The organism is Halopseudomonas oceani (assembly GCF_002903165.1).
In the GTDB taxonomy this organism is placed as follows: Bacteria; Pseudomonadota; Gammaproteobacteria; order Pseudomonadales; family Pseudomonadaceae; genus Halopseudomonas; species Halopseudomonas oceani.
The window spans coordinates 19,448-33,513 of record NZ_PPSK01000012.1 but is presented as its reverse complement, the minus strand read 5'-3'; the positions used below and the strand labels follow the sequence as shown (position 1 = coordinate 33,513).

Sequence of the window (14,066 nt, the reverse complement as noted above, 5' to 3'; positions counted from 1 at the left end):
CCGTTTCTGGTTTGGCTAAGGAGTGAAGGGTGGCTTACGAGACAGAAGAAGAACAGGTAGAGAAGCTGAAGGAACTCTGGCAGCGCCACGGTGTGCCGCTGCTGACCGGGGTGGCCATCGCTCTGGCAGGGGTATTCGGCTGGCAAGCCTGGCAGAACTACCAGCAGGGGCAGGCGCAGGGCGCCTCCACGCTCTATCAGACCATGCTGGAGTCGGTACTCGGTAGCGACTCCGAGGCTTCACGCGCACGCGCTGCGGAACTCGCAGCGCAGCTGCGCGAGGATTACCCCAGTTCCCGTTACGCCGACTATGCGGCGCTGATGCAGGCGCGGTTGGCCGTAGAGGCCCGGGATTATCCGGTTGCCGAAAAGAGTCTGCGAGAATTGGTTGATACCACCAAGGATGCGGCTCTGCAGGAAGTGGCGCGTCAGCGTCTGGCTCGCGTGTTGGCTCAGCAGGAGCGCGCCGAGGAAGGCTTGGCACTGTTTGCTGCGCCGGTTGAAGGTTCCGAGCTGAAGGCGAGCCGCGAAGAAGTGCGTGGTGATCTGTTACTTGGTCTGGGTCGCAAGTCCGAAGCCCGTGCTGCCTACCAGGCGGCGATCGAGGCGCTGGAGGATGCATCCTCACGCCCGCAGTTGCAATTGAAGTTGGACGATCTGGCGGAGGAAGCCTAGTGAAAGTGATGTCACGTTATCTGGTACTGGGGCTTACAGCCGCTCTGATGGTTGGTTGTGGCAGCTCCGGCAAGAAGGAACTGCCACCGGCCGAGCTGGAAAAATTCGACGCTGAAGTTCAACTGGACCGCGTCTGGAAGCGCAACATCGGTGTTGGTCAGGGCGAATTGTTCAACAACCTGACGCCCGCCCTTGATGGTCTTACGCTCTACGCGGCTGACGCCAAGGGGCGCGTTGTTGCGCTGAACCGCGAAGACGGCGACGAAAAGTGGGAAGTCAAACTGAAGGCGCCGCTTTCCGGTGCTGTTGGTGCTGGCGGTGGTCTGGTCATCGTCGGTACGCTCGACGGCCAGGTAATTGCGCTGGATGAGACCGACGGTAGCGAGAAGTGGCGTGCGCAGGCGTCCAGCGAAGTGCTGGCCCCGCCGCAGACCAATGGTGACGTCGTCGTCGTGCAGACGCAGGACGACAAGCTGGTTGCGCTGGACATCAGCAGCGGCGAACGCCGCTGGATTTACGAGTCGTCATTGCCGGTGTTGACCGTGCGTGGCCACAGCACTCCGATTGTCGATGTGCGTCAGGTGTTTGCTGGCTTGGCCAGCGGCAAGGTCGTTGCGCTGGCAGCCGATACCGGTATCCCGCTGTGGGAGCAGCGTATTGCTCAACCCAAGGGCCGCTCCGAACTTGAGCGTATGGTGGATATTGACGGTCAACTGGTGCTGGATGATGAGCGTCTTTACGTCGTCTCCTACCAAGGTAATGTCGCCGCACTGGACGCCCAGTCCGGTCGCCCGCTGTGGCAGCACCCGGCGTCCAGCTATGTTGGTCCGGGCGTTGGTTTCGGTAGCGTCTACGTCAGCGAGGCGGATGGCACCGTGCAGGCGCTGGACGCTGGCAGTGCCCGTGAGCTCTGGAGCAATGAGTCGCTGGCCCGCCGTCAACTGACGGCGCCGGTAGCGTTCAGCAACTACGTTGCCGTCGGTGACTTCGCAGGTTACCTGCACCTGCTGGCTCAGACCGATGGCCGTATGGCCGGTCGCGTCAAGGTTGATGGCGACGGCTTGCGTGCCAGCCCGCTGGTGATTGGTGATCTGCTGTTCGTCTACGGTAACAGCGGCGATCTGGCAGCCTACAAGCTGAAGTAAGCCGAAAAGCGGTTATACTTTCCCGGCCGTTACACAGTCAGGTGTAACGGCCGTTTTGTTTTTTTGCACAGCATCTGTGCGCGGAGTAATCATGGTTCCTGTCATCGCTCTGGTGGGGCGGCCGAACGTCGGCAAATCCACCCTGTTCAATCGTCTGACCAAGAGTCGTGACGCCATCGTGGCCGATGTCTCCGGCCTGACCCGTGACCGTCAGTACGGTGAGGCGGTCTGGCAGGGAAAGCCTTATATTGTGGTCGATACCGGTGGTATCACCGGCGACGAGCAGGGTCTTGATCTGATGATGGCCGGTCAGTCATTGCAGGCCATCGAAGAGGCCGACGCCGTGCTGTTTCTGGTTGATGCGCGCGCTGGCCGCACCGCCGGTGATGAACAGATTGCCGAGCACCTGCGCAAGCGCAACAAGCACACCTACCTGATCGCCAACAAAATCGACGGCGCTGACCCGGATGCGATCCTTGGCGAGTTTGCCACCTTGGGTCTCGGTCAGCCGCTGGGGATTGCCGCCGCGCACGGTCGTAATATCAACCCGATGCTGGATGCGGTGCTCAATGACGAGAGCCTGCAAGTCAGCGGCGAAGAGGGGCGTGTCGTTGAGCCAATCGGTACCAAGATTGCGATCATCGGTCGGCCGAACGTCGGTAAGTCCACGCTGGTCAACCGTATGCTCGGTGAAGACCGGGTGGTGGTATTTGATCAGGCCGGTACCACCCGCGACAGCATCTACATCCCCTACGAGCGTTTCGAGAAGCCCTACACGCTGATTGATACCGCTGGGGTGCGTCGCCGCGGCAAGGTTTTCGAGGCCATCGAGAAGTTCTCGGTGATCAAGACCCTGCAGGCAATCCAGGACGCTAACGTGGTGATCTTTGTCGTCGATGCCCGCGAGGGGATTGTCGAGCAGGATCTACACCTTTTGGGCTTCGTGCTGGAAGCCGGCCGTGCGCTGGTCATTGCTGTCAACAAGTGGGACGGCATGGCGCAGGAAGAGAAGGAGTATGTGAAAACGGAACTGGAGCGCCGGTTGATTTTCGCCCAGTTTGCCGATATTCACTTTATTTCTGCGCTGCATGGCAGTGGCGTCGGTCTGCTCTACAAGTCAGTGGATCAGGCCTATCAGGCGGCGATGACGAAAATTCCGACCCGTCGGATGACCGAGATTCTGGAAGACGCGGTGAGCGAACACCAGCCGCCTATGGTTAATGGTCGCCGTATCAAGCTGCGCTATGCCCACCTCGGTGGGTCCAACCCGCCGATTATCGTGGTCCACGGCAATCAGGTCGATTCGGTGCCGCGCTCCTATACCCGTTATCTGGAGAACACCTTCCGCAAGGTGCTACGCCTGACCGGCACGCCGATCCGTGTTGAGTACAAGGGCAGTGATAACCCCTATGCTGATCGCAAGAACACGCTGACCGAGCGTCAGGTGAACAAGAAGCGTCGCCTGATGAGTCACAACAAGAAGATGAAGAAAAAGAGCAAGGACAAACGCTGATCCTGCTCAAACAAAAAAGCCGGCATCACGCCGGCTTTTTTGTGTCCGCTGCTCAGGCTTCTAATGCCGGGTAGTCGGTGTAGCCCTCGGCGCCGCCGCCGTACAGCGTGCGCGGGTTGACCTGATTGAGCGGCGCACCAGCCTGCAGCCGTGCGACCAGATCCGGGTTGGCGATATAGGGACGGCCGAATGCAGCAAACTGCGCCAGACCGCTCTCGAGCGCGCTGGAAGCGCTTTCGCCATCCAAACCGCCAGCGAGGATGAAGTCGCCTTTGTAGACTTTGCGCAGCGCGGCCAGCAGTTCGTCGAAGCCTTCGTAGCTGCCACCTGCCCAGTCCGGCTTGTTGACGTGAACATAGGCCAAACCACGGCTGTTCAGTTGCTCCAGCAGGTAGCTGAAGGTTTCCAGCGGGTTGGCGTCCTCAACACCGTTGAAGGTGCCGAGCGGAGAAATGCGGATGCCAACGATGCCGGCGTCGCCTGCCGCGGCGACCACTGCATCGACGACTTCGAGTACCAGGCGGGCGCGGTTTTCGACGCTGCCGCCATACGCATCGGTGCGCTGGTTGCTGTTGGAGCAGAGGAACTGGTCGAGCAGGTAGCCGTTGGCAGCGTGAATCTCGACGCCGTCAAAGCCGGCCTGCAGTGCGTTGCGGGTTGCCTGTGCGTAGGTTCCCACCACCTGAGGCAGCTCGGCGGTTTCCAGCGCGCGGGGGGTAGAGGCGGCTGCCTTGTGATGGCTGCCATCGGGTTCCTGCACGTAGACGTCCGCTTTGGCGGCAATGGCAGAGGGGGCGACCGGTGCCTGACCGTTGGGCTGAATCAGGGTGTGGGAGATGCGGCCGACGTGCCACAGCTGCAGGAAGATGCGGCCACCGGCGTTGTGCACGGACTCGGTGACAGCCTTCCAGCCTTCAATCTGTTCGGGGCTGTGAATGCCGGGCGTCCAGGCGTAGCCCTGTGCTTCGGGGCTGATTTGCACTCCTTCGCTGATGATCAGACCGGCGTTGGCGCGTTGGGTGTAGTACTCGACGTTCAGAGCGTGGGGTAGATTGCCGGGCTGAGCAGCGCGCTGGCGGGTCAGTGGGGCCATTACCACGCGGTTTGGCAGATCAAGGCTGCCGAGGCGAGCAGGTTGGAACAGGGTATTGCTGGGCATAGGGGCTCCCGGAGTCAGTCGTCGGTGAATGTCCAATGCCGGTCATTATGGGGGTGGCATTCTTTTTCGCAAGTACGTACGATTTTGGCAGTCACTTACCAAAAGGTAATCATCAGATGACCGAAGAGCAGTTACGCATCGCCGAGAGCAAGCGATTGGTGCGCGGCGACAAGACCTACTCGACGCCCATCGAAGTCACGCTGGATGTGATCGGCGGCAAGTGGAAGGCTGTGTTGGCTTATCACATCATTCAGGGGCCGCAGCGGTTTTCGGAGCTAAAGCGTTTGGTGCCGGGTATTACCGAGAAGATGCTGACCCAGCAGTTGCGTGAGCTGGAGCGCGACGGAGTGGTGAGTCGCACGGTGTTTGCCGAGGTGCCGCCGCGGGTCGAGTACCGTATTACCGAGCACGGTGCGAGTTTGCAGCCGGTGCTGGCGGCGATGTGCAGTTGGGGCAGGGAGCACTGGCAGCAGAGCGCTGCCAGTACAAATGACTAATCTGCGGGGCGGGCGCCCCGCAGGTCCTCAGGCGGCTTGCGCCTCCGCCTGACGCAGTGCGCGGTTGAGGGCGCTGAACAGGGCGCGGAAGCTGGCGGTAGTCAGGTTCTCGTCGATACCCAGACCGTGTACCGGGCGACCGCCGTCCAGGCGGACTTCAACGTAGGCTGCGGCCTTGGCATTGGTGCCGGAGCCGATGGCGTGCTCGTGGTAGTCCATGATTTCCAGACCCACTGGCAGGCCGGCTACCAAGGCTTCCAGCGGGCCTTTGCCCAGTCCGCGCCAATGCAGGGTGTTGCCCTGATTGAGCACTTCCACATCGACGGCGCTGGTGCCGTTCTCTTCCTGCAGGCGATGACGGATCAGCGCATACGGGCTGGTCGCCTGGAGGTATTCCTTCTCCAGCAAGCCGTGAATCTGTGCAGCGGTCAGTTCCAGGCCGAGGCGATCGGTTTCACCCTGAACCACTTGGCTGAACTCGATCTGCATGCGACGCGGCAGGCTGATGCCGTACTCCTGCTCCAGCAAATACGTAATGCCGCCCTTGCCTGACTGGCTGTTGACGCGGATGACTGCCTCGTAGCTACGGCCAATGTCCGCCGGGTCGATCGGCAGGTAGGGGACTTCCCAGATGCCGTTCGGATCTTGCTGGCTGAAACCCTTGCGGATTGCGTCCTGATGCGAACCGGAGAAGGCGGTATGGACCAGGTCGCCGACGTACGGGTGACGCGGATGCACCGGTAACTGGTTGCATTCTTCTACGACCTTGCGCACGGCGTCGATGTCGGAGAAGTCCAGCCCTGGATGCAGACCCTGGGTGTACATATTCAGCGCCACGTTGACCAAGTCGACGTTACCAGTGCGCTCACCGTTGCCGAACAAGCAGCCTTCGACGCGGTCTGCACCGGCCATCAGGCCCAGCTCGGTTGCCGCAACGCCGGTGCCACGGTCGTTGTGAGTGTGCAGGCTGACCAGCACGCTGTCGCGGCGGCTGATATGGCGGCAGAACCACTCGATCTGGTCGGCATAAATGTTCGGGGTGGATACCTCTACGGTCGCCGGCAGATTGAGGATTACCTTGTTTTCAGGCGTCGGTTCCCAGACATCCAGCACCGCATCACAGACTTGCACCGCGAAGTCCAGCTCGGTGGAGGTGAAGATTTCCGGCGAGTACTGGAAGGTCCACTCGGTCTCGGGCTGCTTGGCAGCCAGCTCCTTGATCAGCTTGGCGGCGTTGACGGCAATGTCGGTCACGCCCTGCTTGTCTTGCTTGAAGACAATGCGACGGAAGCTCGGCGCGGTGGCGTTGTAGACGTGAATGATGGCCTTTTTGGCGCCTCGGACAGATTCGAAGGTGCGTTCGATCAGGTCGGCACGGGCCTGGGTCAGCACCTGAATGGTGACGTCATCCGGGATATGGCCATCCTCGATCAGCGTGCGCACGAAATCGAAATCAGTCTGGGAGGCAGAGGGGAAGGCCACCTCAATCTGCTTCAGGCCCACGGCGACCAGTGTCTTGAAGAAGCGCAGCTTGCGCGCCGGGTCCATTGGCTCGATCAGTGACTGGTTACCGTCGCGCAGATCAGAGCTGCACCAGACCGGTACTTCGGTGATGGTGCGGCTGGGCCACTGGCGATCAGGAATGTCGATCGGCTGGAATGCGCGGTACTTGCTTGACGGGTCTTTGAGCATGCTCATGGTGTTGATTTCCCTGGGCTGGCCGGCCTCTCGTGAAGGCCTGAGGCAGTAACAGATAAGAGTTCGTTGCAGTAAACGGTAATGGCTGCGATGTTGGGTTGCAACAAGTTGATAAAAAATGGCAGGAATCACCGTTTGGGTGATAAATGTTGGTTTTTATTGCCTCTGCTGGGCGATTTCTGCCGAATGTTTGCGCACTGGTTTCAGAGCGACATCAAGGTTGATAAGTGCCGATGAAAATCGCCGGGTCGACCCGGCTGCCATTCAGACTGACGTTCCAGTGCAGGTGAGGCCCAGTGGCGCGACCGGTCGACCCGACCTTGCCGAGCACGCCACCGCGAGGGATTTCCTGCCCCAAGTCGACATCAATGGCAGAGAGGTGGCAGAACATGCTGATCAGCCCCTGGCCGTGGTCAACAAAAACGGTCTTGCCGTTGAAGAAGTAGTCGCCTACCAGAATCACTTCGCCAGCGGCTGGGGCCTTGATCGGCGTGCCGGTGCTGGCGGCAAAATCGAGTCCGGAGTGCGGGTTGCGTTCCTCGCCATTAAAGAACCGTCGCAGGCCGAAGGCACTGGACTGGCGACCGGGCACCGGGCGATCAAACAGCAGGTTGCTGGGCTGACGCGGGCTGAATCGGGCGTAGGCATCGGTTTGTTCTTGCAGTTCACGCTGGATACGCGCCAGCTGCGCCGGATCCGGATTGACCTGGCTGCGGTTCTTCAGCGTGATGTGCTGCTGTGCGTACACACGTGGGCCGACGGTGAAACCCAGTTGGCGTCCGTCTGCCAGTTCGATGTGCTGTTGGCCGGTTGGTACGTCCAGGCCAAGCCCGACGATGGCGATCCAGCGCTGACCGTCTTCGCGAATGGTCAGCAGCGGCTTGCCCTGAAAGGTTGCGCGCGGTGCGTCGGCTTGTTCTGGCAGGGCGACCACGGCAACGCCACCGGGCACGGGTTTATTGAGCAGGCGAGTGATAAAACCGTCGGCCAGCGCCGGCAGGCTGAGTCCGGCCAGCAGCAACGCTACCAGCGGGCGGCGTAGTTGATTCAGGAACATGGATCAATCCAGTAATGACAAGGTGTGGGGTTCGTCTTTCACTACTTCTACCGCCAGCGTGCCGTCGTGCAGTCGGGCGTTCAGGCGCTGGCCCGGGCGGGTATCGCCAGCACTGCGTACCGCCTTGCCCTGCTGGTCGAGCAGGATGCTGTAGCCGCGGCCAAGGGTGGCCAGCGGACTGACCAGATGCAGTGCCTGCACCTGCTGCTGCAGGCGCGTGTGCGCGTGCTTAAGTTGTTGCTGCATGGCCCGCGGCAAGCGCTGGTCCAGCTGTTGCCATTGTTCGTGCAGGCGCTGCAATCGGCGGCCCGGGTGCTGAGTGTTGAGCCGCGTTTGCAGGTACTGCAGGCGATCGGCACGCTGACGAAGACGGTTGTCGACCGCGCGCCGCAGGCGCATTTCCAGTTCGTCCAGCCGCCGTGCCTGCTGGGCCAGACGTTCGCCCGGATGCCGCAGGCGTCGACGCAGCCCGTCCAGCTGCAGGCGTGCTCGGCTCAGGCGCTCGTTCAGCCGTTGTTGCAGGCGACGCTGCAGCTGCTCGATCTGGCGCAGCAGGGCCAGTCGATCCGGGCTGAGCAGTTCCGCCGCAGCAGACGGGGTGGGTGCGCGCACATCGGCAACAAAGTCGCTGATGGAAAAGTCGGTTTCGTGGCCGACCGCACTGATGGTTGGCGTCTGGCAGGCGGCGAGGGCGCGGGCGACGCTTTCCTCGTTGAACGGCCAGAGGTCTTCCAGCGACCCGCCGCCGCGGCTGAGGATGATGGCATCAAACCCCGCCCGGTCGGCGCGTTCCAGCGCTTTGACCAGTTGCGGTGCGGCTTCGCGTCCTTGTACCGCAGCCGGGACGATCACCAGTTCGATAAAGGGTGCTCGGCGGCCGAACACGCTGATGATGTCGCGCACTGCGGCACCGCTCGGCGAGGTGATGACGCCAATGCGGGTGGGGTGGCCCGGCAGTGGGCGCTTGCGCTCGCTGTCGAACAGGCCCTCGGCCTGCAGCTTGGCTTTCAGCGCGTCGAATGCCTGACGCAGTGCGCCGTCACCAGCGGCCTCGACACTGTCGACGATCAACTGATAGTCGCCGCGGCCCTCGTACAGGCTGACCCGGCCACGGGCACGGACCTGCTGGCCGTCACGCATCGCCAATCGCACCCGGGCGGCGTTCTGACGGAACAGGGCACAGCGAATCTGTGCCCGGTCGTCCTTCAGGGTGAAGTACATGTGGCCGGAACTGGGGCGCGACAGATTGGACAGCTCGCCCTCGACCCAGATGCGTGGGAAAACGTCTTCCAACAGTTGCCGGGCGCGGGCATTGAGTTGGCTGACGCTGAGCACATCCGGCTCGGCGGTGAGCTTCTGAAACAGGTGATCATCGTTCATGGGGGCATTCTAGCAGGCTGTTGAACATCTAACTGCATTGCCGTTGCTACCCTAAACGCAGTATCAGAATGCGCATTTACTTGATGGAGATTTTGCTTCTTCGCCTGCTTTTGCCTTGCACGGGCTGCTTCGCCTATGGTTTCCAGGCGTCTGCCAAGCCATCTGCCGGGCAGCGCGCCGCAGCTGATGTGTGCGGTGATTTAGCATGCTGAATCCAATTGAGTGTGACCGGGGGGATAGGTATAATGGCGCGCTTCCATTTTCCCGCTCGGGAGCCTGCTATGCTGCGTATTCGCCAAGAAGCACTTACCTTTGATGACGTTCTCCTGGTGCCCGGATACTCCGAGGTCCTGCCCAAGGACGTGAGTCTCAAGACCCGTCTGACCCGTCGTATCGAACTGAACATCCCGCTGCTGTCCGCCGCGATGGACACCGTCACCGAAGCCCGTCTGGCGATTGCCATGGCGCAGGAAGGTGGCATGGGCATCATTCACAAAAACATGACCGTCGAGCAGCAGGCCGCCGAAGTCCGCAAGGTCAAGAAGTTCGAGTCCGGCGTTGTCCGTGACCCGATCACCATCGATGCCAGCGCAACCGTTGCCGAGCTGATCGAACTGACCCGTCAGAACAACATCTCCGGGGTGCCGGTGCTGTCCAATGGCGACCTCGTTGGTATCGTCACCGCCCGTGATATTCGCTTTGAAACCCGCATGAACGCGCTGGTCAGCGATGTGATGACGCCGAAGGAAAAGCTGGTAACTGTCAAGGAAGGCGTTGCTGCTACAGAAGTACGTCAGCTGCTGCATACTCACCGTATCGAGAAAGTGCTGATCGTGGATGACGCATTCCGTCTGCAGGGCATGATGACCGTGAAGGACATCGAAAAGGCCCGGGCCTATCCGAACGCCGCCAAGGACGATCAGGGTCGTCTGCTGGTTGGCGCAGCTGTTGGCACCGGCCCCGAAACCCCGGCGCGGGTTGAGGCGCTCGCCGCTGCTGGCGTTGACGTGATCATTGTGGATACTGCACACGGCCACTCCAAGGGCGTGATTGATCGCGTGAGCTGGGTCAAACAGAACTTCCCGGATATTCAGGTGATCGGCGGTAACATCGCCACCGGCACAGCCGCCAAGGCACTGGCCGACGCGGGTGCGGATGCGGTCAAGGTTGGCATTGGCCCGGGGTCGATCTGCACTACCCGGATTGTTGCCGGTGTCGGTGTACCGCAAATGTCTGCGATTGCCGACGTAGCTGCCGCGCTGGAAGGCACCGGTGTACCGCTGATCGCGGACGGTGGTATCCGCTTCTCCGGCGACCTGGCCAAGGCCATTGCCGCTGGCGCATCGGTTGTGATGATGGGCTCGATGTTTGCCGGTACCGAAGAAGCGCCGGGCGAAGTCGAACTGTTCCAGGGCCGCTCCTACAAGGCCTACCGCGGCATGGGCTCGCTGGGTGCGATGGCCAACGCCGGTGGTGGTTCCGCCGACCGTTACTTCCAGGACTCCGCTGCGGGCGCCGAGAAGCTGGTGCCGGAAGGCATCGAAGGCCGCGTACCGTACAAGGGCGCGTTGTCAGCCATCATCCATCAATTGATGGGCGGCCTGCGAGCCTCGATGGGGTATACCGGTTCCAGCTCCATCGACGAGATGCGTACCCAGCCCGAGTTTGTTCGTATTACCGGTGCCGGCATGAGTGAATCGCACGTACACGATGTGCAGATCACCAAGGAAGCGCCGAACTATCGAGTGGGTTGAGCGTAGCTCAACCCATCAGCGGCAAGCTGAAAGCGTCAAGCTGCAAGCAGCACGGTGTGCGCTTGTCGCTTGCAGCTTCGGGTTTGCCGCTTACTTTCTCTGAGGAAATTCCATGTCCCTGCAAGATATCCATGCGCACCGCATCCTGATTCTGGACTTCGGTTCCCAGTACACCCAGCTCATCGCCCGTCGGGTACGTGAGATCGGTGTTTACTGCGAGATCCACCCCTGGGACATGAGTGCCGAGGACATCAACGCCTTTGCGCCGCGCGGTATCATCCTTGCCGGTGGTCCGGAGTCGGTACACGCAGCTGACAGCCCGCGTGCGCCGCAGGCCGTATTCGACCTGAATGTCCCGCTGTTTGGCATCTGCTACGGCATGCAGACCATGTCCGAGCAGTTGGGCGGCAAGGTCGAAGGGTCGAATGTTCGCGAATTCGGTTATGCCCGTGTCGATGTGGTCGGCAAGGGTCGCCTGCTCGATGGTATTGAAGACCACGTCGACGCCGACGGTGTGTTTGGTCTGGATGTCTGGATGAGCCACGGCGACAAGGTCACCACGATTCCTGAAGGCTTCCACGTACTGGCCAGCACCCCGAGCTGCCCGATCGCTGCAATGGCCGACGACGAGCGCGGCTACTACGGTGTGCAGTTCCACCCGGAAGTGACCCACACCAAGCAGGGCGGCCGCATTCTGTCGCGCTTCGTGCTCGAGATCTGCGGCTGTGAAGCGCTGTGGACGCCGGCCAACATCGTTGAAGATGCCATCGCCACCGTGCGTGCACAGGTTGGCGACTCCAAGGTGCTACTGGGCCTGTCTGGCGGCGTTGATTCCTCAGTGGTTGCAGCACTGCTGCACAAGGCGATTGGTGATCAGCTGACCTGTGTCTTTGTCGACAACGGTCTGCTGCGCCATCAGGAAGGCGATCAAGTCATGGCCATGTTTGCCGAAAACATGGGCGTCAAGGTCATCCGTGTTGATGCCGAAGACCTGTTCCTCGGCCGTCTGGCCGGTGTCGCCGATCCGGAAGAGAAGCGTAAGATCATCGGCCGCACCTTTATCGAGGTTTTCGACACCGAAGCGACCAAGCTGCAGGATGTGAAGTTCCTCGCCCAGGGCACCATCTACCCGGACGTGATCGAGTCGGCTGGCGCCAAGACCGGCAAGGCCCACGTGATCAAGTCGCACCACAACGTCGGCGGCCTGCCGGACGACATGGCTTTTGAACTGGTCGAGCCGTTGCGCGAACTGTTCAAGGACGAGGTCCGCAAGATCGGTCTGGAACTGGGTCTGCCCTACGACATGGTCTACCGTCACCCGTTCCCGGGTCCGGGGCTGGGTGTGCGCATCCTCGGTGAAGTGAAGAAGGAGTACGCTGACCTGCTGCGTCTGGCGGATCACATCTTTATTCAGGAGCTGCACAACTTCGACTGGTACCACAAGACCAGCCAGGCCTTCGTCGTGTTCCAGCCGGTCAAGTCGGTTGGTGTGGTCGGTGATGGCCGTCGTTACGCCTGGGTGGTTGCCCTGCGTGCGGTAGAAACCATCGACTTCATGACCGCGCGTTGGGCGCACCTGCCCTATGAGCTGTTGGAGAAGGTCTCCAACCGCATCATCAACGAAATCGAAGGCATCTCCCGCGTCACCTACGACGTCTCAAGCAAGCCGCCGGCGACCATCGAGTGGGAGTGATTCCACCTCGCTCGTTGTCAGAAGAAGGCGCCCAATCGGGCGCCTTTTTTGTTTCAGCCGTCTGTTGATGCCCGCTTGTCCTGCGCCGGGGACAGTCCGAACAGGCGGCGATACTCGCGGCTGAACTGTGAGACGCTTTCGTAGCCGACGGCGAAGGCCGCGGCGCTGACGCTTTTGCCTCGGCTGAATATCTGATTGCGTGCATCAATCAGCCGGAGCTGCTTCTGGAACTGCAGCGGCGTCAGTGATGTGTGTGCACGAAAGTGCAGGTGAAAGGCCGAGCGGCTCATTCCCGCCTTGGCTGCCAATACGTCAATAGTTAGCGCCCTGCGATAGTCGCGTCGCAGCAGGCTTACCGCTCGTGCGATGCGGCTCGCGTGGCCATCTACCTGCGCCAGTTCTCGGAGCTGTTCGCCCTCGGGGCCGAGCAGCAACCAATGGTGGATTTCCCTCAGCAGCCCAGCGTGAAGAGCTGCCAAGGACGCTGGCTGATCAAGCACGGCGATGAGACGGCGTACGGCGTCGAATAGTGCCGGCCGAACGTTCTGCCGTTGCTCAGGAAGGCCGTTGTGCAGGTTTATCAACTCGCGCAGCAAGCCTGCATCCAGATCCAGCGCGATGGACAGATACGGCTTAGCCGCACTGGCCTCGCCTATGCGTGTCCTGGTGGGGACGTTGCGGCTGACCAGCATTACTTCACCTGCATTGAAGCGCTCGCACCGGTCGCCGATATCGACCTCCTTGCTACCCTCCAGCACCAAGCACAGAAGGGGCTGGATTATTGCGTGATCCACTTCCGCAGGCGTTACTCTCCGCAGCAGGACCAGGCCGGGTACCGGGGTTTTAATAGGGGAGCCTTCTGCAGCGTGCTTTTGGCAGTAGCTGCGTGCGGTCTCAATCAGCGCTTTGTGCATGTTGGCATTCTGCGCCTGAGAATGGGCGAGGGTAAAGCTGGCGGGATTTTTAGGCAGGTTTCTTGGTGCTTTGCGCATCTGATGATTTAGCCGCACCGCTAGAGTGGAGGCTCCAAATCAGGAGATTTTCCATGAACGACAAGCAGATTCCCATTGGCTCAGTACCGGGCCCGGTGGCGCCGCCAGAAGCCCCCCAGACCCCGCATGTTGGCGTGCTACAGATCGGTGAGCAGGGCGCGGAAGGGCGCAAGGCGTTTTATATTCATCTCGAAGCCAAGCCCGGGCGCGAAGACGAGGTGGTGCAGATGTTGCGCGACATTCGCCTCTGCGTGGAGCAGGAACCGGGAACCGGACCCTGGTTTGCGGTGCGTTTCTCCGAGCGAGTTTTCGGCATCTTTGAGGCCTTCTTCGATCTGGCTGGGAGGCAGGCGCACGTTGAAGGCGGTGGGGGCGATATCTTTCGAGATCGGGAGAGGATGAACGCCATTCTGGTCGATGCTGCTCGGGTGCACCGTCTGGACGTGCTGATGAGCAAGGATTACTTCTCGCATCTACAGCAGTGATGTCGCGAAGCAGGTCTCC

The 14,066-nt window shown here is 61.0% G+C and carries 12 protein-coding genes; 7 read left to right on the top strand and 5 right to left on the bottom strand.

Annotated elements, in window-relative coordinates:
* The first annotated feature begins 29 nt into the window (after positions 1-29).
* The 3 genes from C1949_RS12790 (at position 30) to der (ending at position 3,332) form a co-directional block, all read left to right on the top strand.
* A complete protein-coding gene (locus tag C1949_RS12790; RefSeq protein ID WP_104738865.1) occupies positions 30-674 on the top strand; it encodes a YfgM family protein in 645 nt (214 codons plus the stop codon).
* A gap of 8 nt (positions 675-682) precedes the next feature.
* On the top strand, positions 683-1,819 hold the full coding sequence (gene bamB / locus C1949_RS12785) for an outer membrane protein assembly factor BamB (protein WP_104738943.1): 1,137 nt from the start codon (positions 683-685) through the stop codon (positions 1,817-1,819).
* Positions 1,820-1,910: 91 nt separating this feature from the next.
* A complete protein-coding gene (gene der / locus C1949_RS12780; protein WP_104738864.1) occupies positions 1,911-3,332 on the top strand; it encodes a ribosome biogenesis GTPase Der in 1,422 nt (473 codons plus the stop codon).
* A 52-nt stretch (positions 3,333-3,384) separates the two neighbouring features.
* Here der and C1949_RS12775 read toward each other — a convergent pair whose 3' ends face one another.
* Positions 3,385-4,491, bottom strand: coding sequence for an alkene reductase (locus C1949_RS12775; RefSeq protein ID WP_104738863.1), 1,107 nt, complete (start codon positions 4,489-4,491; stop codon positions 3,385-3,387).
* 116 nt (positions 4,492-4,607) lie between these two features.
* On the opposite strand from C1949_RS12775, the gene C1949_RS12770 reads away from it, so the two are divergent.
* A complete protein-coding gene (locus C1949_RS12770; RefSeq protein ID WP_104738942.1) occupies positions 4,608-4,988 on the top strand; it encodes a winged helix-turn-helix transcriptional regulator in 381 nt (126 codons plus the stop codon).
* Positions 4,989-5,015: 27 nt separating this feature from the next.
* Here the strand turns inward: C1949_RS12770 and leuA are convergent, their stop codons facing one another.
* The 3 genes from leuA to xseA all read right to left on the bottom strand — a co-directional run bounded on the left by leuA (position 5,016) and on the right by xseA (position 9,123).
* Positions 5,016-6,686 (bottom strand): 2-isopropylmalate synthase, encoded by a 1,671-nt coding sequence (leuA, locus tag C1949_RS12765; RefSeq protein ID WP_104738862.1) that lies wholly within the window; start codon positions 6,684-6,686, stop codon positions 5,016-5,018.
* A 214-nt stretch (positions 6,687-6,900) separates the two neighbouring features.
* The gene (locus tag C1949_RS12760; protein ID WP_104738861.1) at positions 6,901-7,743 is read right to left on the bottom strand and encodes a peptidoglycan DD-metalloendopeptidase family protein; all 843 of its coding nucleotides are present in this window, start codon (positions 7,741-7,743) and stop codon (positions 6,901-6,903) included.
* Between the two features lie 3 nt (positions 7,744-7,746).
* A complete protein-coding gene (gene xseA / locus C1949_RS12755) occupies positions 7,747-9,123 on the bottom strand; it encodes an exodeoxyribonuclease VII large subunit (RefSeq protein WP_104738860.1) in 1,377 nt (458 codons plus the stop codon).
* Between the two features lie 281 nt (positions 9,124-9,404).
* Between xseA and guaB the strand changes: the two genes are divergently transcribed.
* Positions 9,405-10,877: an IMP dehydrogenase gene (gene guaB / locus C1949_RS12750; RefSeq protein WP_104738859.1), complete on the top strand. Its 1,473-nt coding sequence runs from the start codon at positions 9,405-9,407 to the stop codon at positions 10,875-10,877.
* 112 nt (positions 10,878-10,989) lie between these two features.
* Positions 10,990-12,570: a glutamine-hydrolyzing GMP synthase gene (guaA, locus tag C1949_RS12745; RefSeq protein ID WP_104738858.1), complete on the top strand. Its 1,581-nt coding sequence runs from the start codon at positions 10,990-10,992 to the stop codon at positions 12,568-12,570.
* Between the two features lie 53 nt (positions 12,571-12,623).
* Here guaA and C1949_RS12740 read toward each other — a convergent pair whose 3' ends face one another.
* Positions 12,624-13,484, bottom strand: a complete 861-nt coding sequence (locus C1949_RS12740) for an AraC family transcriptional regulator (protein ID WP_104738857.1) — start codon at positions 13,482-13,484, stop codon at positions 12,624-12,626.
* Positions 13,485-13,615: 131 nt separating this feature from the next.
* Between C1949_RS12740 and C1949_RS12735 the strand changes: the two genes are divergently transcribed.
* Positions 13,616-14,047, top strand: a complete 432-nt coding sequence (locus tag C1949_RS12735) for a putative quinol monooxygenase (RefSeq protein WP_211287144.1) — start codon at positions 13,616-13,618, stop codon at positions 14,045-14,047.
* Positions 14,048-14,066 lie beyond the last annotated feature (19 nt).